Origin of the sequence: Nonomuraea antimicrobica (assembly GCF_039536965.1) — a bacterium.
GTDB classification, from domain to species: domain Bacteria; phylum Actinomycetota; class Actinomycetes; order Streptosporangiales; family Streptosporangiaceae; genus Nonomuraea; species Nonomuraea antimicrobica.
This window is the reverse complement of record NZ_BAAAZP010000096.1, coordinates 1-23,516: the sequence shown is the minus strand read 5'-3', so window position 1 is coordinate 23,516 and position 23,516 is coordinate 1. Positions and strand designations below refer to the sequence as shown.

Sequence of the window (23,516 nt, the reverse complement as noted above, 5' to 3'; positions counted from 1 at the left end):
GCAGCACACGCGGCTCACTGGGGAGGATAAGGTCCGCCGATGGAAGTCGAGTCATCGATCTGCCTGAGCGACCTAGTCCCTGCGCTCCGCTGGAGCCGCCCTCAGCAGGTGGCCGAGGTGCTGGGTGATCCGCGCCTGCCCGCGGGGTGGTGGTCCTCCCTCGCGCTGTCGAAGGCGCTCGGCACGGCGGGGCTCGACTGGATCTGCGAACGCCTGGCCCGGCTGGCCTCCTCCCGCTGGGACCACCTGCCGCTGACCGACCTGCTGCCCGCGCTGACGGTTCACCGCATCGATCCCGCGCTGCCGGGCTGGCCCGAGCCCACCCGTACGGCGATCACCGGCCTCGGCGGCTGGCAGCGGCTGCGCCGCCTCTCCCCCAGTGACCTGACCACCCCGTCGGCCACGCCCGAAGTCGTGATGGGCGCGGTCTTCCGCGAGATCCTCGGCCGCATCCCGGCCCAGCGCGAGGCGCCCGGGGCCGGTCATCCCGAGGTCACCCGGCCGCTCCAGCGCGGACAGGCGCCCGGTCGGCCCGCCTCCCCGCCCGGCACGGGGTCGTTCCCCGCGCAGCCGGAGGGCGTGCCCCAGCCGCAGTCGGGCGCGTTCGCCGCCCAGGGCGAGGCCGCGGCGGCCGCCCAGGGCCCGGCCACGGGGGCGTTCGGCGGCCTTCCGCAGGGTCAGAGCGGCCCCTTCGCGGCGGCGGAGGGCGCGGCGGGCCCGCGTCAGACGGGGTCGTTCCCCGCCCAGGCGGCGGCCTCCGACGAGGCGGCCGGCGGCCGTCAGACGGGGTCCTCCCCGCAACAGCCCTCGGGCGACGTCCCTGGAGTACGGCAGACGGGGTCCTTCCCGGCCGTGTCCGAAGGCGGCCCCGGAACGCGTCAGACCGGGTCGTTCCCGGCACTGGGCGAAGGGGCCGCCGAGGGGCGCCAGACGGGGTCGTTCCCGGCGCAGGCGGGCCCCCCGTCCGGGCAGAGCGGCCCGTTCCCAACACAGGCGGGTCCCCCGTCCGGGCAGAGCGGCCCGTTCCCGACACAGGCAGGTCCCCCGTCAGGACAGAGCGGCCCCTTCCCGACACAGGCGGGCCCCCCGTCAGGACAGAGCGGCCCGTTCCCGACACAAGCCGGTTCGTCGCCCGAGCAGAGCGGCTCGTTCCCTGAGCCACCGCAGGGCGGCGGGCCGCGCCAGGGCTTCGAGGTCCTCCCACCGCGCCCCGCCCCGGGCGAGGGCCTGCCGCAACGCCCGGGCGAAGCGCTCCCGCCCCGCCCGGCCTCCGCCGAGCCCGGCCTGGCCGGGCAGTCGGCCCACCTCAGCCAACCCGGCCAACCTGGGCAGCCCGCGCAGCCGAGCCAGCCCGGACAACCCGGCCGCCCCTCCCAGCCCACGCAATCCGCCCAACCCGTTCAATCCGCCCCGCCTGCCCAGCCCTCCCAGCCGGAACGGCTCCCGCAGCGCCCCACGGGCTCCCAGCCCGGCCCTCAGCCCGGTTCTCAATCGGGCGCTCAGCCCGGCGGCCCTCAGCCCGGCGCGCAGCCCGGCGGCCCCCAGTCCGGTCCCCCATCCGGACGCCAGGACCTCGGCTCCCTCTCCACCGGCGCCCCGGCCCCCGGCAGCATGTTCACCAGCAGCGGCCCGCACACCGGCTCGATGCCCGCCATCCCCGGCCCGCACACCGGCTCGATGCCCGCCATCCCCGGCCCGGACGCCGCCAAGGGCACTCCCGGCGGCCCGTCCGCGCCCGGCTACCCGCCCTCCGGCCAGGCCGCCCCGTCCGACACCGACCACGCGATGGTCCGGGTCGTGGACAACCTCTTCCGCAGCCTGGACAAGCTGGAGCTGGCGGTGGCCGTGCACCGGCTCTTCGCCGAGGACCCGGTCAGCCTGCGCACCCTCGCCCACAAGATGCTCGTGGACCGGGACGCGCTCTCCCAGGCCCAGCGCACGGCCGAGGAACGCGTGCTGCACTGGCTGCGCTCCTCCGAGTCGGCCCCGGTCACGGGTCACATGTTCCGGCTGACCGAGTGGCTGGGCGCGGCGGCCACCGAGGACCAGCTCGTCGGCGCCGACCCGGCCCACCCTGTGATGGTGCCGTCGCTGCGTACGCCGCTCTGGCGTGTGCTGGTGACGCTCATGCCGGACCGCCGCCTCCAGGACGGCTGGCTGGTGGTGGGCGACATCCACGGCTTGCAGGCCCGTACGCGGCAGCTCCTGGCCGCCAGCCCGCCCGACGCCGACCTGGTGGCGCTCATGGGCGAGCTGGGCATCCGGACCCACTCGGCCAAGGCGTGGCTCGACGCCCTCCCCCCGGAGACGGCGGCCTCTGATCCGGCGGCCTCGGCCCCGGTTCCCGCGCAGCCCCTCCCCCGTCGTACCCCGGGGGCGAACGGTCACCACCACCGCGGCGGCCAGCCCATCCCGGCCGCGACCGCCAGCGCGATCGACCCGTCCGCCGCGCTCGCCACGCTGTCCGCCCTGTCGGGGGGCCGCTCGCCGATGCTGCCCGGCGGCCTCGCGGGCGCTCCCGCGACGCCTCCCCCGCCGCTGCCGAGCCCGTCGTCCGACCCGCGCCGCTGGCAGCGCATCGAGGTCACGCCGGAACACCTCAGGGGCGGCCCCGTGCCGGTCCCGGAGGGGTACGCGGCCCAGCTCGGCATGCGCCCCGGCACCCTCCTCTCGGTCACGGGCCCGGGAGACAACGCCATCGTCCTGGTCTGGCAGGGCCACCAGCCGGTCTTCGACTCACTCCAGCCGGTGCTCATGCGCCTGAACGCCCGCCCCGGCGACCAGGTCTACGTAACGGTGGACGGCTACCGCCTGGAAGCCCAGCTCACCGCCTGACCCCCAACCCGCGAATCCTCCCCCACCACGACCGTCGGCCAGGCGTCCGGGCACGGCGGCCCGTCGTGACTCACTCTTCGTGACTCACTCTTCGTGGCTCACTCTTCGTGGCTCACTCTTCGTCGAACAGCCGCAGGCGGTGGGCGGTGGCGGCGGCCTCACCACGCGTGGCCACCCCCAGCTTGGCCAGGATGTTGGACACGTGGACGCTCACCGTCTTGGCCGAGATGAACAGCGACTGCGCGATCTCCCGGTTGCTGCGCCCGCCGGTCACCTCTCGCAGCACCTCCAGCTCCCGCGCGGTCAGCCCCAGCGACTGCCCGTCGGCGCCCGGCTCGGAGCCGCCGACGCGGAACCGCCGACCGGGCACGTCGAGCTGCTCCAGCAGCGGCGCGGCGTCGAGCGCGCGGGCCAGGGCACGCGCCCGCTCCAGCCGGTCCGCCGCCTCCTGCCGGTCACCGCACGCGAGCGCCGCCTGCGCCGCCGCCGCCAGGCACTGAGCCTCCGCGTACGGCTGCCCCAACGCCGCCCAGGCCCCCACCGCCAGGTCCCACGCCTTGAACCGCCACGCGGCCACCTCAGCAGCGTCGGCAGAGACACCGGGAACAGCAGCGGCAAGAGAAGGAGTGGCGTCGGCGGGCTGAGCACCAGCGGAAGCGCCAGCAGAAGCGGCGGCGGAAGCGGCGGCGGAAGCGGTGGCGGTCTCGGCGACCGATGGGAGGTCGGGACCGGTCAAGGCGGTGAACGTGAGCCGGTGCGCCTCCTGCAGCTCACCTTCGACCTCGAGCCGCCCCGCGAGCTGCCGAAGCCGGGGCAGCAGCGACAACGCGAGCCGTTCGAGCGCACCCGCCCCCGCGCCGTCGTCGGACGCGACACCTGCAATCCCGACACCTGCAGTCCCGACACCTGCGGTCTCGACGCCTGCGGACGCCACGGCCACCGACGACCCCGCCCCCGCCGCCCCCGCGCCCGAACTCGCCATGGGCCGCTCGGACGACACCGCGCTCCCGACGGGCCGCCCGCCCGGCATCACGGCCCCGACGAGACGGGCTGGCGGCACCACGGTCCAGACGAGTTGCGCGAACGCCACCAGCACCGGCCAGGCATAGCGGGCGCTGCCGGCCAGGTCGCGCTCGTCCAGCGCCCGCGCCGCCATCTCCACGGCCGCGTCGAGCTGCCCCCGCCCCCGCAGCAGCAGGACCTCTCTGCGCAGGTGGGGCAGCAGCGTCTGGTCGCGGAAGGTGCCGCGCGACAACACCGTACGGGCCCACGCCAGCGACTTCTCCGCCCGGTCGTAGTGCCCCCGCGCGAGCGCGATGTCGGTCGCGAACCCCTGGAGGCTGGCCCGGTAGGGGGCGGGCGGCGCGAGGTCGAGCGCGCCCTCGACGACCTGGAGCGCCTCGTCCCAGCGCCCGAGCGACACCAGGGGCTCGGCCAGGTTGATCGACAGGAACGTGCCGGAGGTGCGGGCCAGGCCGTATTGTCCGGCCTCCTCGACCCCGTCGCGGGCGACCTGGGCGGCCCGCTCGTGCCGGCCCGCGCCTTCGAGCGCGTCGGACTCGGAGATCGCGCAGCGCATCAGCGCGTTGAAGGCGTCGCTGCGGGAGGCGATGCGGCGGGCCTCCGCGAACGCCCCGAGCTGGGACTCTATCTCGGAGTAGCGGGCCCGTGCCCAGGTGAGGCTGATGAGCGCGTGGGCCTCGACGTTGGCGTCGCCCACCGCGTGCCCGATCTCCATGGCGAGCTGGGCCGCGGCGAGCTTTTCCGGCCAGTCCTGCGGCCGGTGGAGCATGCGCGACAGCGTCTCCAGCACCTGGCCGCGCAGCCGGGGCTGGTCGTCGGGCACGCGCGCGGCGGCCTGGCGCAGGTCGTCGAGGTAGCCGGTGCGGCCGAGGTCGTAGCGGGTCAGGCCGCGCTGGCGGAGCATGGTGACCGACCTGATCGGGTCGGCGTCGTAGTCGAGCTCGGCGAGGACGGCGCCGGCCAGGGCGATGCTGCGTTCGTACTCGCCGGCCAGGTGGGCGACCGTGGCGGTCTGCCTGAGCACGTCGAGCCGGTCGGCGTCGATGCGCTGGGCCGCGTCGGGCACCTGGTCCCACAGCTCCAGGACCCGGGAGAGCATCCGAAGCTGCTCGTCGTAGGCGGTGGACTTGCGGGCGGCGGCGGCCGCGTGCCAGGCGCTGACCAGCGCCCAGGTGGAGTCGTGGGCGGCGTGCCAGTGGTGGGCCAGCTCGATCGCGCCGCGCGGGGCGGGCAGGATCGACAGGTCGCGTTCGAGGGCCTCGGCGTAGCGGGTGTGCAGGCGGGTGTGCTCGCCGGGCAGCAGGTCGTCGTGGAGCGCCTCGCGGATGAGCGCGTGCCGGAAGCCGTAGCCCTCGCCGTCGACCACGAGGACGTTGCCCGCGACGGCGGGCCGCAGCGCGCGTGACAGCGCGCTCTCGCCGAGCCCGGCGACGGCGCTGAGCAGGTCGTGCTCGATGCGCTGGCCGCCGGCGCTGGCCACCCGCAGCAGCTCCTGGGTCTCCTCAGGCAGCCGCTCGACGGCGGCCAGCAGCAGGTCGCGCAGCGACTCGGGCAGGGCCTCTCCCTCGCCGGACTCGCTGAGCAGGGCCTCGACGAACAGCGGGTTGCCCTCGCTGCGGGCGTAGATCAGGTCCATGGCGGCGGCGGACGGCTCGCGCTCCAGGATGCCGGCCGCCAGCGCCACGGCCTCCCTTCGGGTGAGCCTGCGCAGCTCGGCCCTGGTCACGCCCTCGACCCGGCCCAGCTCGGCGAGCAGCGGCCGCAGCGGGTGGGTGCGGTGCAGCTCGTCGGTGCGGTAGGTCACCACGATGAGCAGGCGGGTCGCGGCCCGCTGGTAGCGGACCAGGAACGTCAGCAGGTCGCGGGTGGAGCGGTCGGCCCAGTGGGCGTCTTCCACGACCAGCACCACGGGACGCTCCTCGGCCAGCCGCTCCAGCAGCCCGAGCACCTGCTCGAACAGCCGCGCCCTGGCCTCCGCGCCGTCCTTGCCCGGCTCGCCGAACTCGGGCAGCAGCCGCGCCAGCCCTCGCGCGTTGCCGCCCGGCACGAGCGCGGCCACCCCGTCGCTGCCCAGCTCGCGCACGAGCCCGCGCAGCACGGCGGTGAACGGCGCGAACGGCAGGCCCTCCGTGCCCAGCTCGAGACAGCCGCCGACGAGCACCCGGGCGTCGCCGGCCCGGCGGGCGGCGAACTCCTTGATCAGCCGGGTCTTGCCGACCCCCGCCTCACCGCCGACGAGCACCGTGGACGACACCCCGGCACGCGCCCTGGCCAGCGCGTCACCGAGAGCGGTCAGCTCTCGGGCGCGCCCGACGAACAGCGGGCTCACGGCGTGGACTCTCACGCCCCCAAGGATGCCACCCGCCGCCGACAGGAACGTCCAGGGTAGGTGGCGTCAGCCCGGACTCAGCGCAGGACCTTGCGGAAGAATGTGGCCGACGCCTCATATCCCAGCGCGTGGTAGAACTCCGGCGCGCGCCGCGTCGCCATGGCCACGTAACCGGCCTCGCGCGACCGGGCCCACCGCTCGAACTCCTCCAGCAGCGCCCGCCCGGCGCCCTGCCTGCGCGACCCCGACTGGACCATGGCCTCCTCCACCCAGGCCACCGGCCCGTTGGCGAACAGCGTCAGGTGCACGAATCCCAGCAGGTAGCCGCGCACGCGCCCGCCTATGACGGCCGTGAGCAGCAGAGCGTCGTCGTTGGCCAGCAGCGCGGGCAGCGCGGCGTCGAAGGCGTCGCGCTCGGGCCTGAACGTCAGGCCGAACTCGCGGGCCAGCGCGAACACCTCGTCCGCGTCCGCCTTCTCCGCCTTCCTGATGAGAAGATCGTCAGCCGTCATGAGCAACGACACTAGATCGTCACGCGGGCCGCGCGCAAACATGCCTCACAGGTCGCCGAGGCCGAGCTGCCGGGCGATGAGCATGCGCTGGACCTCGCTGGTGCCCTCGCCGATCTCCAGCACCTTGGCGTCGCGGTAGAAGCGCGCGACGGGGAACTCGTTCATGAAGCCGTATCCGCCGAACACCTGCGTCGCCTCCCTGGCGTTGTCCATCGCCGCGTTGGAGGCGACCAGCTTGGCGATCGCCGCCTCCTTCTTGAACGGCAGCCCGGCCAGCATCTTCTCCGCCGCGTGGTAGTAGGCCAGGCGCGCGGTGTGGGCGCGGGCCTCCATGTCGGCGATCTTGAACTGGATGGCCTGGTAGTGGCCGATCGGGTGGCCGAACGCCGTGCGCTCCCTGACGTACTTCAGGCACTCGTCCACGCAGCCCTGGGCGAGCCCCACGCTGAGCGCCGCGAGCGCGATGCGGCCCTCGTCGAGGGTCTGCAGGAACTGGGCGTAGCCCCGGCCGCGCTCGCCCAGCAGGTTGGCGGCGGGGACGCGGCAGTCGGTGAAGGCCAGCTCGCGGGTGTCGGAGGCGTTCCAGCCCACCTTGGAGTACTTCTTCGACACCACGAAACCGGGGGTGCCGCTGGGCACGAGGATGGTGGAGATCTCCCGCTCGCCGGTCAGCGCGGCCACGCCGACGACGCCGGTGATGTCGGTGCCGGAGTTCGTGATGAACGCCTTCGTCCCGTTGATCACCCATTCGCCGCCGTCCAGCACGGCCGTGGTACGCATCCCGCCCGGCACGTCGGACCCGCCGCCCGGCTCGGTCAGCCCGAACGCGCCCAGCACCTCGCCGGAGGCCATCCTGGGCAGCCAGGTGGCGCGCTGCTCGCCGGTGCCGAACCGGAAGATCGGCATCGCGCCGAGCGACACCGCCGCCTCCAGCGTGATCGCCACGCTGGAGTCGACCCTGGCCAGCTCCTCCAGGGCCAGGCAGAGGGCGAAGTAGTCGCCGCCCATCCCGCCGTACTCCTCCGGGAACGGCAGCCCGAACAGCCCCATCGCGCCCATCTGCCGCACGATGTCGTACGGGAACTCCTCGCGCTCGTAGAAGTCCCCGATCACGGGGGCGACCACCTCGCGGGCGAACGCCTCGACCGTTTTGCGCAGCTCTTCGTACTCGTCAGTGAGCATCTCTCAGCCTTTCGACAGCGCCTGTACGACGCGGGACGGGCTGGGCCGCCCGAGCAGCCCCGCCAGCCAGGTGCTGGTGGCGACGAGTTTGCCCAGGTCGAGCCCAGTGTCGATGCCGAGTCCGCGCAACATCCACACGAGGTCTTCTGTGGCGAGGTTGCCGGTGGCGGACTCGGCGTACGGGCAGCCGCCGATGCCTCCGGTAGAGGCGTCGACGGTGGTCACACCCGCTGTCAGGGCGGCCAGCGTGTTGCCGAGCGCCTGACCGTAGGTGTCGTGGAAGTGCACGGCGAGCCGTTCCGGGCTGCGGAAGGCCCGGATCAGGGCGGTCACGTGCCCCGGTGTGCCGACGCCGATGGTGTCGCCGAGCGACAGCTCGTAACAGCCGAGCCCGAGCAGCCGCTCCCCGACCGCGACCACCTGCGGGATCGGCGTGGGCCCCTCCCAGGGGTCGCCGAAGCACATCGACACGTACGCCCGCACCCTGACCCCGTGGTCCAGCGCTCTGGCCACGACCGGCTCGAACATCTCGAACTGGCTCTCCAGGCTGCGGTTCAGGTTCTTCGCGGCGAAGGTCTCGGTCGCGCTGGCGAAGATCGCGATCTCGTCCACGTCCAGGGCGAGCGCGCGGTCGAGTCCGCGCGGGTTCGGCACGAGGACGGGGTAGCGCACGCCCGGCCTGCGGCGCAGCCCGGACATCAGCTCGTCGGCGTCGGCGAGCTGCGGCACCCACTTGGGGTGCACGAAGCTGGTCGCCTCGATGACCTTGTGCCCGGCGTCGGCGAGCCGGTCGATGAACTCGGTCTTCACCTCGACGGGCACGACCGCGGACTCGTTCTGCAGGCCGTCGCGCGGGCCGACCTCGTAGATCGTGACCTGCTGCGGAAGACCCTCCAGCGGGTACGGCATCACGCCTCCTCAGCGGTGACGACGGCCAGGACGGCGTCCATGTCGACCGGCCGGCCCGCCTGCGCGGGCAGCTCGGAGAGCACGCCGTCGCGCGGGGCGGTGACCGTGTGCTCCATCTTCATGGCCTCCACGATCACCAGCGGCTGCCCTTCGCTCACCCGGTCACCGACCTGGGCCTTGACCAGCAGGACCGTGCCGGGCATGGGGCTCCTGACGACACCGTCGCCGGCCGCGGCGGCGCCTGGGCGGTCGCCGGGGTCGCCGATGAGGTGGCGGGTGAACGTCCAGGACGCGCCGTCCCTGCCCAGCCAGAGGGTGTCGGCGTGGCGTACGCACAGGTAGTGCTCGCCGCGCCCGCCGAGCGTGACGGCCAGGCCGGCGCCGTCGCGGCGGATCCGGGCCGGCACCGTCTCGTCACCGATACGGACCTCGGCGGACTCCTCGGGCAGCCCGCGGACCTGGATCGCGTGCACGCCGTCGCGCGACTGCAGCCGCCACGTCGTCCATGCCCGCTCACCCAGCCGCCAGCCGTCGGTGACCTGCCACGGGTCGTCGCCCTGGGGCATGGCGTGGAAGACGAGCGCCGCCGCGGCGAGCACCTCCTGCGGCGCCTCCACGGCCGGTAGGAGGCCGGGCAGCACCCGCTCGACCAGGCCCGTGTCCAGCTCGCCCGCCCGGACGGCCGGGTGGGCGGCCAGGGCGCGCAGGAAGGGGATGTTGGTGACCACGCCGAGCACCGCCGTACGGGCCAGCGCCCGGTCCAGCGCCCTGAGCGCGGCGGCCCGGTCGGGCGCCCGGACGACGACCTTCGACAGCATGGGGTCGAACTCGCTGCCGACGACCCCACCCTCGACCAGCCCCGAGTCCACCCTGACGACCGTCTGCCCGGTGGCGGCCGAGCCCTGGTCGCCTGGTTCGCGCAGCAGGAGCACCCGGCCGCCGGTCGGGAGGAAGCCGCGCGCGGGGTCCTCGGCGTAGACGCGGGCCTCCACCGCGTGCCCGTCGAGCCGTACGTCAGGCTGCCCGAACGGCAGCGGCTCGCCCGCCGCCACCCGGAGCTGGAGCGCCACCAGGTCGAGGCCGGTGACCAGCTCGGTGACCGGGTGCTCGACCTGCAGCCGGGTGTTCATCTCCATGAAGTGGTGTGCGCCGGTGGTGCCGTCCACGATGAACTCGACGGTGCCCGCGCCGACATAGCCGACCGCGCGGGCGGCCTCCACGGCCGCCGCGCCCATGCGAGCGCGCGTCTCGGGGGTCACGAAGGGCGACGGCGCCTCCTCGATGATCTTCTGGTGCCTGCGCTGCAGGCTGCACTCACGCTCGCCGAGGTGCACGACGTCGCCGTGGGCGTCGGCGAGGATCTGGATCTCGATGTGGCGCGGGTTCTCGACGTAGCGCTCGATCAGCAGGGTGCCGTCGCCGAACGCGGCCCGTGCCGTACGCCGGGCCGATTCGAGGGCGTCGGGCAGCTCGGCGGCCGAGCGTACGAGGACCATGCCCTTGCCGCCGCCGCCCGCGGACGGCTTGATCAGGGCGGGGAAGTCGCGCCACTCCGCCAGGACGTCGCCTGGCTCGGCCCCGCCCGGCACCACCGGCACCCCGGCGGCCGACACCGTGGCCTTGGCGCGGATCTTGTCGCCCATCGCCTCGATGGCCTCGGCCGGCGGGCCGACGAACACCAGCCCGGCCGCCGAGCACCGCCGCGCGAACCCGGCGTTCTCGGCCAGGAAGCCGTATCCGGGGTGCACTGCCTGGGCGCCCGACTCCAGCGCGGCTCCCACGATCGCCTCGCCGTCCAGGTAGCTCGGCACCTGGAGGGCGACGTCGGCCTCGCGCACGTGCCTGGCCGCCGCGTCGGACGGCGTGTGCACGGCCACGGACGTGATGCCGAGCCCGCGCAGCGTACGCGCGATCCGTACGGCGATCTCGCCCCTGTTGGCGATGAGAACACGGTCGAACAACATGCGTCACATCCTGAAGACGCCATAACCGGCGGGTTCGAGCGGCGCGTTGGCCGCCGCGGACAGCGCCAGGCCCAGGACGGTGCGGGTGTCGAGCGGGTCGATCACGCCGTCGTCCCAGAGCCTGGCCGTGGAGTAGTACGGGTTGCCCTGGTGCTCGTACTGGGCCCTGATCGCGTCGGGGTCGGCGTCGCCGACGGTGGTGAGCACGTTCGCGGCCTGCTCGCCGCCCATGACCGAGATGCGGGCGTTCGGCCACATCCACAGGAACCTGGGCGAGTACGCCCGCCCCGCCATCGCGTAGTTCCCCGCCCCGAACGACCCCCCGATCACCACCGTGAACTTGGGCACCCGCGCGCACGACACGGCCGTCACCATCTTGGCCCCGTGCTTGGCGATGCCGCCCGCCTCGTACGCCTTGCCGACCATGAAGCCGCTGATGTTCTGCAGGAAGACCAGGGGGATGCGGCGCTGGTCGCACAGCTCGATGAAGTGGGCGCCCTTCATGGCCGACTCGCTGAACAGGATGCCGTTGTTGGCCAGGATGCCCACCGGGTGCCCGTGCACGTGGGCGAAGCCGGTGACCAGGGTCGAGCCGTACTCGGCCTTGAACTCCAGGAAGCGCGAGCCGTCGGCGATCCTGGCGATCACCTCGCGCACGTCGTACGGGCGGCGGGTGTCGGCGGGCACGATCCCGTACAGGTCGCGGGGGTCGTGGGCGGGCGGCTCCGGCGCGGTCGTCTCCCAGGGCCGGGGGGCGCGCGGGGCGAGGGTGGAGACGATGTCGCGGACGATGGCCAGCGCGTGGGCGTCGTCGTCGGCCAGGTGGTCGGTGACGCCGCTGACGCGCGCGTGCAGGTCGCCGCCGCCCAGCTCCTCGGCCGTGACCTCCTCGCCGGTGGCCGCCTTCACCAGCGGCGGGCCGCCCAGGAAGATCGTGCCCTGGCCGCGCACGATGACCGCCTCGTCGCTCATCGCGGGCACGTACGCGCCGCCGGCGGTGCACGAGCCGAGCACGGCGGCGATCTGCGGGATGCCGCGCGCCGACATCGTGGCCTGGTTGTAGAAGATGCGGCCGAAGTGCTCGCGGTCGGGGAACACCTCGTCCTGCCTGGGCAGGAACGCCCCGCCTGAGTCGACGAGGTAGACGCACGGCAGGCGGTTGTGCAGGGCCACCTCCTGCGCGCGCAGGTGCTTCTTGACCGTGACCGGGTAGTAGGTGCCGCCCTTGACCGTGGCGTCGTTGGCCACGATCACGCACTCGCGGCCTGAGACGCGGCCGACCCCGGTGATGATGCCCGCGGCCGGCGCCTGGTCGTCGTACAGGCCGTCGGCGGCCAGCGGCGACAGCTCCAGGAAGCGCGAGCCGGGGTCGAGCAGGCCGTCGACGCGCTCGCGCGGCAACAGTTTGCCGCGCTCGACGTGCCGCCGCCGCGACCTCTCCGGCCCGCCCAGCGCCGCGGTCGCCAGCCGGTCGAGCAACTCGGCGGCGAGCCGCTCGTTCAGCTCGGCATTCTGCTTGTACGCCGCGCTCCCCGGGTCGGCCGCAGACCTCAGCACGGGCCAGTCGCCGCTCATGGCTCCCCTCTCATGGTTCGGATGTTAGTCATCATTAACGAAATCGTCTAGCATGTGAGACGTGACCACCGTCTCCTCCTCTACCCGCAGCCGCGGCAACAGGCGTGCGGAGATCCTGGACGCGGCCGCCCGGCTGTTCGCGGCGCGCGGCTTCCACGGCGTCTCGATCGAGGACATCGGCGGCGCGGTCGGCGTCTCTGGCCCCGCGCTCTACCGGCACTTCAACGGCAAGGACGCGCTGCTGTCGGAGATGCTGCTCGACGTCAGCTCGCGCCTGCGCGAGTCGGCCGGCGCGGTCGTCACCTCCGCCTCAGGCCCGGATGAGACCCTGGACGCGCTGCTCCACGTGCAGATCACGTTCGCGATCGAGCAGCCCGCGCTGATCACCGTCCACGACAGGGAGCTGGGCAACGTGCCCGAGCCGCAGCGCAGGCAGATCAGGCGGCTGCAGCGGCTCTACGTCGAGGAGTGGGTGACGGTGCTGGCCGAGCTGCACCCGGAGTGCCCGGCGGCCCGCCTGCGCGCCGCCACGCACGCGGCGTTCGGGCTGCTCAACTCGACGCCGCACAGCGCGGGAGAGCTGCCCGCCCAAGAGATGCGCCCGCTCCTGCACGCGATGGCGCGCGCGGCGATCAACGCCGCTGTTAAGGATCACTAACTTTTCGCCCTGCTCAGGAGGGGTGGCCGCCCGCACTTCCCCGGCCCCCGGGGAGACTCGGCGGCGCGCCTGAACGCCGAAGGGCCCGGGAGCACGTCCCGGGCCCCAGCCCCCGCCGTACGGGGGTCAGCGCTTCGACATCAACGCTTGACGCGGACGTAGTCCGTGCCGCTGTGGTCACCGTAGGTGTCGCCGTCACCGGCGAACACGAACTTCCAGGTCCCCGACTTGGCGGCCTTGGTCTTGGTGTAGAGCCTGCCGCTCGTGTTCGACCAGGTCGACTTCACGTACTTCCACTTCTTCGAGCCCAGCGGCTTGAAGTAGAGCGCCACCTTGGCCTTGTAGCCGTCCCACGAGCCCTCGTCGTCGACCTGCAGCACGCCCCTGAACATCAGGTACTTGCCGCGCTTGACCGGCTCCGGGGTGGCGTTGAACTTGGTCAGCCGCGTGTCCGCCTTCTCCGGCTCGGGCGCCGGGGCGGGCTGGTTGACGTGCACCCAGTCGGCGCCGCTGACCGAGCCGTTGACGCCGCGGACGCCGTCGAACTCCGCCCGCCACCAACCGGAGTCATAGGCCACGGCGGAGGCCCAGAAGCGGCCGTGGCGGTCGGTCACGTCGCTGGTGACGTACTCCCAGCGGGACGTGCCCTCCTCCTTGAAGTAGACGGCCACGCGCCGGCCCGACGCGCTGCCGCCGTCCTCGACCTTCAGGGTGCCGGACAGGGAGAGCCTGTCGCCCCTGTCCACCGGCTCGGGCCGGGCGTCGAAGCCGGTGATGCGGCTGCCGAGGTCGCCGTGCCTGACGTCGACCCGGTCGGTGTCGCTGGTGCTGCCCAGGGCCACGGAGGTGGCCGCGAACTCGGCCCGCCACCAGCCGGTGGCCTCGGCCCGCACCCGGGCGCCGAACCAGCCGCCGCGGCCGGTCGTCACCTTGGCGACGTGGCGGTAGGCGTCGGTGCCGCGCTCGCGGAAGGTGATGGTGACGCTCTGGCCGTCGTACCCCTTGGCGTCGGCGAGGAGGCGGCCGGAGACCTTGACGGTGTCGCCCTTGTCGACCAGGTCGGGGCCGGCGTCGAAGTCGGCGATCTTGGTGGTGAGCGCCTTGACGACGTCGAACGAGCCGGACTTGGCGATGTCGCCGTCACCGTGGGCGGTGGCGGTGTAGCTCCACTTGCCGGCGGCGCCGGGGCCGAACGACTTGGTGCCCGTCCACTTCAGGCCGCCGGTGACCGGCGCGGAGGTGACGGCGACCGGGTCTCCGTTGAGCTTGAGATCGGCCGTGGTCGCGTCCGTGGTGGTGAAGCTGAACGTGACGCTGACGTCGCCGCCGGAGACGACGATCGGCGCGGCCGGGCTGAGATCCACCGCGGAGATGGTGGGGGCGGCTGCCGCGGTCGCGGCGGACGGGGCCAGGACGAGTGTCCCGGCGCCGACCACGAGAGCGAGGGCGGCCGCACGGATGCGCTGTAACATGCGGGTTCCTTTCCTTCCGGAGACCCCAGGGGTTTCAACGCGGCATTGAGGGTGCCACGTGTGTTCTCTCAATAGACGTACGCGCCCCCAGGAAAGTTGAGAATTCTGACAAAGAGTTATAAGTCCGGGCCAATCGGACCGCTCCACAACATGGTCGGCGCCGTCCGTGAGACGTCAGGGCCGATCGAACGACATAATCGGAGGTGTGGCGCGCGACACAGTTGAGACTCATTTCGCCCAGACGGTTGTGACGCTGGAGGCGGGTCCCCCGCGAGATCCAGGGCTCCCGATCCGCGAGGGCACGACCCTGACCGGCGAGCAGTGCAGGGCCCTGTTCCGGCGGCAGCTGGACAGCCGCCTGCTCGACATCGCGGCCCGCTGGCTGCGCGAGCAGGGCGAGGGCCACTACACGATCGGTTCCTCCGGTCACGAGGGCAACGCGGCCGTGGCCGCCGCCCTGCGGCCCACCGACCCGGCGTTGCTCCACTACCGCTCAGGCGCCTTCTACCTGACCCGGTCCGAGCAGGCCGGGCGGCTGCCCGAGCAGGGCATCCGCGACGTGCTCATGGGCCTGACCGCGGCGTCCGCCGAGCCGATCGCGGGTGGCCGGCACAAGGTGTTCGGCCATCCGGAGCTGGCCGTCATCCCCCAGACCTCCACGATCGCCAGCCACCTGCCCAGGGCCGTGGGCGTGGCGTTCGCCATCGAGCGGGCGGGGATGCTCGGGGTCCGCTCCGCCTGGCCCGACGACGCGATCGCGGTGTGCAGCTTCGGCGACGCCTCGATCAACCACGCCAGCGCCCTGTCCGGCTTCAACACCGCCGCCTACGCCACCTACCAGGGCATGGGGCTGCCGCTGCTGTTCGTGTGCGAGGACAACGGCATCGGCATCAGCGTGCGCACGGCCAAGGGCTGGGTGGAGGCGGCGGCGCGGCGGCCCGGCATCGAATACTTCGCCGCCGACGGCTGCGACCTGGTGGCCGCCTACGACGCCGCCGTCCGCGCCGTCGAGCACGTACGCGAGCGGCGCTCCCCCGCGTTCCTGCACCTGTCCACCGTGCGGCTCATGGGGCACGCCGGGTCCGACGTCGAGTCGGCCTACCGCACCCAGCGCGAGATCAGGGTCGACCTCGACCGCGACCCGCTGGTCCGTACGGCGGCGCTGCTGGTGGAGGCCGGGCTGGAGACGCCGGAGGGGCTGCTCAAGACGTACGAGTCCGTACGCGAGCACGTGCTGCTGCTGGCCCGCGAGACCACGCGCAGCCCGCGGCTCGGCTCGGCCAAGGAGGTCATGGAGCCGATCGCGCCGCGCAAGCCCGACCTGATCGCCAAGATCGCCCCGACGGCGGCCCCGCCGGCCGTGCGGGAGAAGGCGTTCGCCGGTTCGCTGCCCGAGAACGACAAGCCCATGACGCTCTCCCAGTCGATCAACCGCACGCTCGCCGACGCGCTCGCCGTCCACCCCGAGATGACGGTGTTCGGCGAGGACGTCGCCAAGAAGGGCGGCGTCTACGGCGTGACCAGGGGGTTGCAGAAGCGGTTCGGGGCGGCGCGGGTGTTCGACACGCTCCTCGACGAGCAGGCCATCCTGGGGCTGGCCCTCGGCTCGGGGGTCTCCGGCCTGCTGCCGGTGCCGGAGATCCAGTACCTCGCCTACCTGCACAACGCGCTCGACCAGATCCGCGGCGAGGCGGCCACGCTGTCGTTCTTCTCGCGCGGCGCCTACACCAACCCGATGGTGGTGCGGGTGGCCGCCTACGCCTACCAGAAGGGGTTCGGCGGCCACTTCCACAACGACAACGCGGTGGCCGCGCTGCGCGACATCCCCGGGCTGGTCATCGCCTCGCCCGCGCGTCCCGACGACGCCTCCGCCATGCTGCGCACGTGCCTGGCCGCGGCCCGCACCTCCGGTTCTGTGTGCGTGTTCCTGGAGCCGATCGCGCTCTACCACACGCGCGACCTGTTCGACGAGGGCGACGGCGGGTGGACGGCGTCGTACGCGCCGCCCGCGCGCTGGCCGGAGACGCACGTGCCGATCGGGCGGGCGCGCTCCTACGGCGACGGGCGAGACCTGACGATCGTCACGTTCGGCAACGGGCTGCGGATGAGCCTGCGCGCCGCGGTGCGGCTCACCCAGGAGGGGTACGGCTGCCGCGTCCTCGACCTGCGCTGGCTGGCACCGCTGCCGATGGACGACCTGCTGCGCGCGGCCGAGCTGACCGGCAACGTGCTGATCGCCGACGAGACCCGGCGCACCGGGGGCGTCTCCGAGGGCATCGTGACCGAGTTGCTCGACGCCGGGTTCACCGGGAGGATCGCGCGGGTGACCTCGTCCGACAGCTTCATCCCGCTCGGGCGGGCGGCCGATCACGTGCTGCTGTCGGAGGAGGAGATCGAGCAGGCGGCCCGTAAACTACTGGGCTGACCTGGCCACCGCGCCTCTGATGCGGTGCGGCGGTGATGGGCTGCTCGTCGATGGGGGCGGGGTCCTCGTTCGCGGGGTCCTCGTCCCGTGGCTGCCCGGTGGCGGTGGTCCGCGTGCGCTGCTGGGGTGCGCGGCGTTCAGAGTGGGTTCATGAGGTATGCGCCGAACACCACGGACGCCAGCGCCACCGCCATGAAGAGGAACACGTAGAACCCTCCGGGCAGGACCGTCAGCCGGGCGAGCTGGTCGGCGTCGGAGTCTCTGGCCTGGCGCCTGCGCCGCTTGCGCTGCAGCTCGATGATCGGCCGGACGCCGCCGAACAGCAGGAACCACACCGCGACCATGGCCACGGCCTGCTGCACCTCGGCGGGGGCGTACATGATCAGGGCGAACACCGCGCCGCCGGTGACCAGGAGGATGAGCGCGCCGTACAGGTTGCGGATCAGCAGCAGCATGCAGACCAGGAACAGCAGCACCCCCCAGATCAGCAGGGAGATGCGGCCCGCCTCGGTCAGCCACGCCGCGCCCAGGCCCAGCAGCGAGGGCGCGACGTAGCCCGCGAGCGCGGTCAGCACCATGCCGGGGCCGGTGGGCCTGCCCCGGGTCAGCGTGACGCCCGAGGTGTCGGAGTGCAGGCGGATGCCTTCGAGCTTGCGTCGCGTGAGCAGCGCCATGACCGCGTGCCCGCCCTCGTGGGCGATGGTGATCAGCCCTCTTGACAGGTGCCAGGGCATGCGGAAACCGACGAGCGCGAGCGCGACCACAGCCGAGATCACCACGACCAGGGGGTCGGGGTCAGGCTGAACCTTGATCAGGTGGGCCCAGAACTTGTCCATCGAGGACAAACCCTAATCGCTCCGCAACGCCTCTGCCGCCGAGAGTTCCTATGAAAACCCACCTGAGGGCGTCCCGGTCCCTCCGCCGCCCGTCTGCCGGGTGCGGCGGCGGCTCGATCCCGGCGACGCCCGGCTGCGGGCCGTGTGGTGGGACAACGGCGTGGCCATGGTCTGATGGAGGGGTGAAAAATCGATATATGTCACTGACGTCCGTATAACGCCGAGGAGGGGTCATGGCCAGGGTGAAGGGGTTCAGGCGCAGCGGAGAGGTCCGCGAGGAAGCGCCCGAACACTCGATGGACCCGCGCGCCACGGAGGAGCCGCCCGACCGGCCGACGGTCATCGACAACGCGATCTACCAGGACGGCGCGCGGATCGACGACCCCGGCTCGCTCGCCGACGCCTTCGAACGGCTCAAGCGGATGCCCGACGCCATGGCCTGGATCGGGCTCTACCGCCCGAAGGAGTGGGAGCTGGTCAAGCTCGGCGAGGAGTTCGAGCTGCACGAGCTGGCGCTGGAGGACGCGATCGTCGGCTCCCAGCGGCCCAAGGCCGACCGGTACGGCCACACGCTGTTCGTGGTGCTGCGCGCCGCCCGCTACCTGGACGACGTGGAGGAGGTGGCCTTCGGGGAGGTGCACGTCTTCGTCGGCCCCAACTTCGTGATCACCGTACGCCATGCCGAGGCTCCCGACCTGCAGTCCGTGCGCAAGCGCATGGAGTCCGACCCCGACTTGCTGCGGCAGGGCCCGCAGGCCGTCCTGTACGCCATCCTCGACGCCGTGGTGGACGGCTACGCGCCGGTGGTCGCCGGGCTGCAGAAGGACATCGAGGAGATCGAGGCCCAGGTCTTCGGCGGCGACCCGTCGGTGTCGCGGCGCGTCTACGACCTGTCGGGCGAGGTGATCGAGTTCCAGCGGGCCACGGCGCCGCTCGTCGGCATGGTCCACGGGTTCATCGCGGGGGCGCGCAAGTACGGCGTGACCGAAGAGCTGCAGAGCTACCTGCGCGACGTGGCCGACCACGCGATCACCGTGACCGAGCGCATCTCGTCGTTCCGCCAGATGCTGCAGAACATCCTCATCGTCAACTCCACGCTGGTGACCCAGGCGCAGAACGCGGAGATGGCCAGGATGACGGAGGCCAGCATCCGGCAGGGCGAGGAGGTCAAGAAGATCTCCGCCTGGGCCGCCATCCTCTTCGCGCCCACCCTCGTCGGCACCATCTACGGGATGAACTTCGACTTCATGCCGGAGACGCACTGGGTGTTCGGCTATCCGTTCGCCATCGTGCTCATGGGCGTGGTCTGCCTGCTGCTCTACACGGTCTTCAAGCGCCGCGACTGGCTCTGACGCGACGCGCGCTCCGGCGGGGGCTCATGGGCGGGTCAGGAAGCGGCGTACGTCGGCGATCTCGTCGTCCAGCAGCCCCTCGGGCAGCTCGTCGAACGGCCGCACGCCCACCCGCGTCCCCTCCCGTCCCCACACTCCCCTGATCACGCCGTCCACCAGCACGAACGGCCGCAGGACGCCCCCGCCGGGGAACACCTTCCTCGCGTGCTCGGCGGCCAGCACCTGGTCGCTGCCACGCCAGCCCATCAGGTACTCGTCGAAGGCGGGCGCGAGGCGGGCCACCGGTTCCTCCTTGGGCGGCGGAGGGTGCGCGGCGCTCAGGCGCCAGGCGGTGCGGGCCTCGCCGAGCGGGAGGCCGGACCAGGCGGCCAGGTCATCGGGGGTCGCGGGGTGGTGGGCGCGGCGGTAGCGGGTGCCCAGCTCCGCGAGCGCGCGCTCGCGGTCGGGCTCGGGGACGACGGGGGCGCCGAGCCAGTCGACGGTGTGCACGTACGTCGGCTTGCCCCCGCGCATCGGCCCCAGCACGGCCAGGCCGTGGTGCGCGGCCAGCGCCACCAGGTGCACGACGCCCTGGCCGCGCGCCCGGCCCGCCAGGCGGTCCTCCAGCTCGGCCTTGGTGAGCGGCCCTTGGCCTGCCAGGGCGCGGCCGATCAGCGGGAGCAGGTCGTCGCCGGTGACGCCCTCCTCGGTCAGGCGGCGCAGGGTGTTCGTGGCGCGGCTGGTCAGGGCGTGGATCCAGGGCAGGTCGTCGGCGTGCACGAAGTGGAGGGTGCCGCGCGGGCCCCACGTACGGACGATCTCGCGGGCCTGCCACGCGGCCTCGACGTCGGCCGCGGTGAGGGTGGCCGAGCGGGCGCGGAAGGCGAGCAGGGCGGGGGGCACGTCCTGGGCCTGCACGGCCGTCAGGCGCCGGACGATCTCGCCCGCCTCCAGGCCGGGCGGGCGGTGCAGGAGCTGGGCCTCGACGCTTCTCACCCGGGCATCATCGCAGGGGTCGCGAGCGTCATGGACCGTGTGCCGGGCCTCACGCCGCCTGCGGCACCGGCATCCCGGCGAGGATCTCACCGAGCACGGCGGAGGCGGTGACCTCGCGCAGCTCCGCCTCGGGCGTCAGGATGAGCCGGTGGCCCAGCACCGGCAGGGCCAGCGCCTTGACGTCCTCGGGCACCACGTAGTGCCGTCCGGTCGCGGCGGCCTTGACGCGCGCCGCGCGCAGCAGCGCCAGGCTGCCCCGGGGGCTGGCGCCGAGGCGCAGGTACGGGCTCGTACGGGTGGCCCCGCACAGCGCCACGATGTAGTCGTAGACCGGGTCGGCCACGTGGATGCGCGAGGCGAAGTCGATCATCCCGGCGACGTCTGAGGCGCGTGCCACCACGGGCAGCCGTTCGACCTGTGGGCCCGTCGGCATGCCCTTGAGCACCTCGACCTCGGACACGTGGTCCGGATACCCGACGGAGATCTTCATCAGGAACCGGTCGAGCTGGGCCTCGGGCAGCGGGTACGTGCCGTCCATGTCCACCGGGTTCTGCGTGGCCACCACCAGGAAGGGCCGGGGCACCGGGTGCGGCTCGGCGTCCACCGTGACCCTGCGCTCCTCCATCACCTCCAGCAGCGCGGCCTGCGTCTTCGGGGAGGCCCGGTTGATCTCGTCGGCGAGCACGATGTTGGCGAAGACCGGCCCGTGGTGGAACTCGAACTTCTGGTGCGCCTGGTTGAAGATCGACACCCCGGTGATGTCGTTGGGCAGCAGGTCGGGCGTGAACTGGACGCGCCGCCACTCGGCGTCCACGCTGGCCGCCACGCAGCGGGCCAGGGTGGTCTTGCCGGTGCCCGGCACGTCCTCGACCAGCAGGTGGCCCTCGGCGAACAGGCAGATCAGGGCCTGTTCGACGACCTCGTGCTTGCCGCGGATGACGCGCTCGATGTTCGTGGCCAGTAACTGGAAGCGCTGGGCGAACTGGCCGGCGAGCTGCGCGGACTGCTGCGGTTGCGGTTGCTGCGGTTGGGGCTGCTGCGGTTGGGGCGGCGGCTGTTGGGCGTAGGGCTGCTGCTCGAAGTGGTCCTGGTAGTTGTACTGGGTCAACTGAGTCCCCTTCTCAGTCGGTGCGCTCGAAGAGCGGGCCCTCGGGGAACCCGCCGTCCGGAGTCGCCACCAGAGCGTCGTTCAGGTAGCCGGGTCCGCCCAGCGTTACTCATCCCGACATATACGACTACTTACCGCGATTTATCGATTTCCCCCGTAGTATCGGGCATCACCCTAGCGCTCGGCCATCCCTTACGGAGCCGTTCTTGGACGCCTTGTCTAGGCGTACCGGGTGGTAGTCGTGGGAGTCGGGGGGCGAGTGTGCCAAGAGTGTCGGTGTGACGCCGTACCTTAGTGCCGTGTCCGAACAGCCCCTGACCCTCGACTCCGTCCTCACCGACGAGGCGGTCCTGTCCACCTACCGCCGTATGTTCGCCGCGCTGGCCCGCGACAGCGGGGCGGTGGTCGACGATCCGGCCCTGGTCGACATCGCCGAGACGCTGTTCGCGGCGTTCGCGGAGGCGGGCGAGGAGTGGCTGACCCACGAGCAGATGCGCTTCGCCTGCCGGGCCTACCCCACCGACCAGTTCGACAACCGGCTGCGCGTGCTCAAGGGGCTCGGCGCGATCCGCGAGGTGTTCCCCAAGCCCAACCAGCTCCGCTACCGCGCCTCGTTCACCAGCGTGGTGGGGCTGATGTTCATCCGCCGGATGATGGACGACGGCGGCCAGTCGGAGATGCACCGGCTGCTCGCCCTCGAAGACCTCAACGTCGCCGACCCGCGCACCACGATGGACGAGGCCAGGCAGAGCGCGCTCAACCTGGCACGGGCCTTCCGGCTCTGGGCGCTCGAGCTGATCACCCTCACCACGGGCACGATCGAGGAGCTGCGCGAGCAGGCGCCCAAGCTGTGGGGCACCGAGGAGATCGCGCGGCGGGCGCAGAGCCTGCACGGCACCATCCTGACCCGCTGGCCCGAGCTCGACCGGGTCTGCACCGACCTTCGCGCGGCGATCTACGCCTACAGCGACGCCTCCCGCCGCGCGGCCGGCCGCCTGGCCGACTCGGCCGGCACCACCCGCAACCTGACGCTGCTGCCGACGGAGACGTGGCGCACGTTCGCGCAGACGGCGTCCAAGGAGCGGCTGGCGGCGGTCCTCAACGGGTTCGTGTTCGACGCGCCCGCGCCTTGGCACGATCCGGCCGCCATCGCCCGCGCCGTCGACGAGGCCCCGCGCCCCGCCCCCGCCCAGCCCACTCCCCCGCGCTCCAACCTGCCCGACGCCGGGCCCGAGTCCTCGCTCGACACCTCGCCCAGCGCGGCGCTGGAGCGGCTGACGCGGATGGCGGAGTCGCTGCTGGGCGACGCCTCGCGGGTGGCGCTGCGCGACGTGCTGGGCTCCGAGTGGCCCGCGGCGCGGCGGGTGCTGGCCGACCTGACGACCGTGGACCTGCGGCCCGAGCTGCCCTATCGGCTGGTCTGGTCCGACGGGCTGGCGATCGATCCGGTGCGGGAGCCCACGTGGCTCTCCGACGGGCATCTGGAGCGCATGTGATGACGACGGGATCGCAGGTGACGAGGGCGGGATCCCGGGCGATGGGCGCGGGATCCCAGGCGATGAGGGCGGGAGCGCAGGTGATAGGGGCGGGAGCGCAGGTGATGGGGGCGGGAGCGCAGGTGATGGGGGCGGCTGAACGCGCGCACACGCTGGCGCGGGCCCACGGGCCCGTGCGGCTGGCGGCCGGGGAGGCGGCGGCGCCGGGGATGGTGCGGCTGACGCGGGGCGACTCCACCGGCGAGGCGCTGCCCGTGTGGCCCGACGGGGTGACGCCGTCCCTGCTCGACGAGCACCAGGTGGCGGCCGTTCCCGTGGAGCGGTCCGGCGAGACGCGGCGGGTGCTGGCGGCGGTGCTCAAGTGCTGCTGGAGCGACCTGTCCGTCGACCCGTGGCCCGGCGACCCCGCGCCCGTGGAGCTGGTGCTCGACACCTACCGCGAGCTGATCGGCCGCACCGACGACCTGATGCGCAACTGGGCGGTCGGCGCGCTGCGGCGGCTGCACGACTCCGCCTGGGTCGTGATGGACGACGGCGTGGTGTCGCTCGGCCCGCGCTGCGCGCTGTGGCCGGTGGAGTCGCACGCGCAGTTGCAGGAGCTCGTCCGCCGCCTGCCCGAGCCCCAGCGCCCCGAGCTGACCGTGGTGGGCGACGCCGACATCATCGCCGCCGCCCGCCCCGCAGCGCCCCCAGTTCCCACGGCACCCCCAGCACCCCCAGCGCCCGCTCAGTCTGCCGAGCCCACGGCGGCCGGGGAGCCCTCGGCGCCCGGCCAGTCCGTGGCGGCCGGGGAGCCCTCGGCGCCCGGCCAGTCCGTGGCGGCCGGGGAGCCCTCGGCGCCCGGTGAGCCCGTGGCGGCCGGTGA

The 23,516-nt window shown here is 73.0% G+C and carries 15 protein-coding genes and 1 pseudogene; 6 read left to right on the top strand and 10 right to left on the bottom strand.

From position 1 onward, the window contains the following. The first annotated feature begins 39 nt into the window (after window positions 1–39). Window positions 40–2,835, top strand: a complete 2,796-nt coding sequence (locus ABD844_RS26190; RefSeq protein WP_344883272.1) for a hypothetical protein — start codon at window positions 40–42, stop codon at window positions 2,833–2,835. Window positions 2,836–2,947: 112 nt separating this feature from the next. On the opposite strand, the gene ABD844_RS26185 is transcribed toward ABD844_RS26190, so the two are convergent. The 6 genes from ABD844_RS26185 to ABD844_RS26160 form a co-directional block, all read right to left on the bottom strand. Next, entirely contained in the window at window positions 2,948–6,202 is a 3,255-nt protein-coding gene (locus ABD844_RS26185) for a helix-turn-helix transcriptional regulator (RefSeq protein ID WP_344883269.1), read from the bottom strand. Between the two features lie 62 nt (window positions 6,203–6,264). Beyond that, window positions 6,265–6,699, bottom strand: a complete 435-nt coding sequence (locus ABD844_RS26180; RefSeq protein WP_344883266.1) for a GNAT family N-acetyltransferase — start codon at window positions 6,697–6,699, stop codon at window positions 6,265–6,267. A gap of 45 nt (window positions 6,700–6,744) precedes the next feature. Continuing rightward, window positions 6,745–7,881 (bottom strand): acyl-CoA dehydrogenase family protein, encoded by a 1,137-nt coding sequence (locus ABD844_RS26175; RefSeq protein WP_344883263.1) that lies wholly within the window; start codon window positions 7,879–7,881, stop codon window positions 6,745–6,747. A gap of 3 nt (window positions 7,882–7,884) precedes the next feature. After that, on the bottom strand, window positions 7,885–8,790 hold the full coding sequence (locus ABD844_RS26170; protein WP_344883260.1) for a hydroxymethylglutaryl-CoA lyase: 906 nt from the start codon (window positions 8,788–8,790) through the stop codon (window positions 7,885–7,887). Continuing rightward, window positions 8,790–10,754: an acetyl/propionyl/methylcrotonyl-CoA carboxylase subunit alpha gene (locus tag ABD844_RS26165; protein WP_344883257.1), complete on the bottom strand. Its 1,965-nt coding sequence runs from the start codon at window positions 10,752–10,754 to the stop codon at window positions 8,790–8,792. Before ABD844_RS26165 ends, ABD844_RS26170 begins: the two co-directional genes overlap by 1 nt. A 3-nt stretch (window positions 10,755–10,757) precedes the next feature. Further along, entirely contained in the window at window positions 10,758–12,329 is a 1,572-nt protein-coding gene (locus tag ABD844_RS26160) for a carboxyl transferase domain-containing protein (RefSeq protein WP_344883254.1), read from the bottom strand. A 61-nt stretch (window positions 12,330–12,390) separates the two neighbouring features. Here ABD844_RS26160 and ABD844_RS26155 point away from each other — a divergent pair, with 61 nt between their 5' ends. Next, window positions 12,391–12,987, top strand: coding sequence for an SACE_7040 family transcriptional regulator (locus ABD844_RS26155; protein WP_344883249.1), 597 nt, complete (start codon window positions 12,391–12,393; stop codon window positions 12,985–12,987). A gap of 140 nt (window positions 12,988–13,127) precedes the next feature. Here ABD844_RS26155 and ABD844_RS26150 read toward each other — a convergent pair whose 3' ends face one another. Then, window positions 13,128–14,459 (bottom strand): hypothetical protein, encoded by a 1,332-nt coding sequence (locus ABD844_RS26150; protein WP_344883246.1) that lies wholly within the window; start codon window positions 14,457–14,459, stop codon window positions 13,128–13,130. Window positions 14,460–14,664: 205 nt separating this feature from the next. Between ABD844_RS26150 and ABD844_RS26145 the strand changes: the two genes are divergently transcribed. After that, a complete protein-coding gene (locus ABD844_RS26145) occupies window positions 14,665–16,884 on the top strand; it encodes a dehydrogenase E1 component subunit alpha/beta (RefSeq protein ID WP_344883243.1) in 2,220 nt (739 codons plus the stop codon). A 137-nt stretch (window positions 16,885–17,021) separates the two neighbouring features. On the opposite strand, the gene ABD844_RS26140 is transcribed toward ABD844_RS26145, so the two are convergent. Beyond that, window positions 17,022–17,720 (bottom strand): M50 family metallopeptidase, encoded by a 699-nt coding sequence (locus ABD844_RS26140; protein WP_344883240.1) that lies wholly within the window; start codon window positions 17,718–17,720, stop codon window positions 17,022–17,024. A 233-nt stretch (window positions 17,721–17,953) separates the two neighbouring features. On the opposite strand from ABD844_RS26140, the gene ABD844_RS26135 reads away from it, so the two are divergent. Continuing rightward, window positions 17,954–19,072: a magnesium and cobalt transport protein CorA gene (locus ABD844_RS26135; RefSeq protein ID WP_344883237.1), complete on the top strand. Its 1,119-nt coding sequence runs from the start codon at window positions 17,954–17,956 to the stop codon at window positions 19,070–19,072. A 24-nt stretch (window positions 19,073–19,096) separates the two neighbouring features. Here ABD844_RS26135 and ABD844_RS26130 read toward each other — a convergent pair whose 3' ends face one another. Next, on the bottom strand, window positions 19,097–20,047 hold the full coding sequence (locus ABD844_RS26130; RefSeq protein WP_344883234.1) for a winged helix DNA-binding domain-containing protein: 951 nt from the start codon (window positions 20,045–20,047) through the stop codon (window positions 19,097–19,099). A gap of 49 nt (window positions 20,048–20,096) precedes the next feature. Then, a complete protein-coding gene (locus tag ABD844_RS26125; protein WP_344883231.1) occupies window positions 20,097–21,155 on the bottom strand; it encodes an AAA family ATPase in 1,059 nt (352 codons plus the stop codon). A 299-nt stretch (window positions 21,156–21,454) separates the two neighbouring features. Between ABD844_RS26125 and ABD844_RS26120 the strand changes: the two genes are divergently transcribed. After that, window positions 21,455–22,651, top strand: coding sequence for a hypothetical protein (locus tag ABD844_RS26120; RefSeq protein ID WP_344883228.1), 1,197 nt, complete (start codon window positions 21,455–21,457; stop codon window positions 22,649–22,651). Next, a pseudogene (locus tag ABD844_RS26115) lies at window positions 22,651–23,516 on the top strand (hypothetical protein); the annotation flags it as partial. The gene ABD844_RS26120 and the pseudogene ABD844_RS26115, both read left to right, overlap by 1 nt.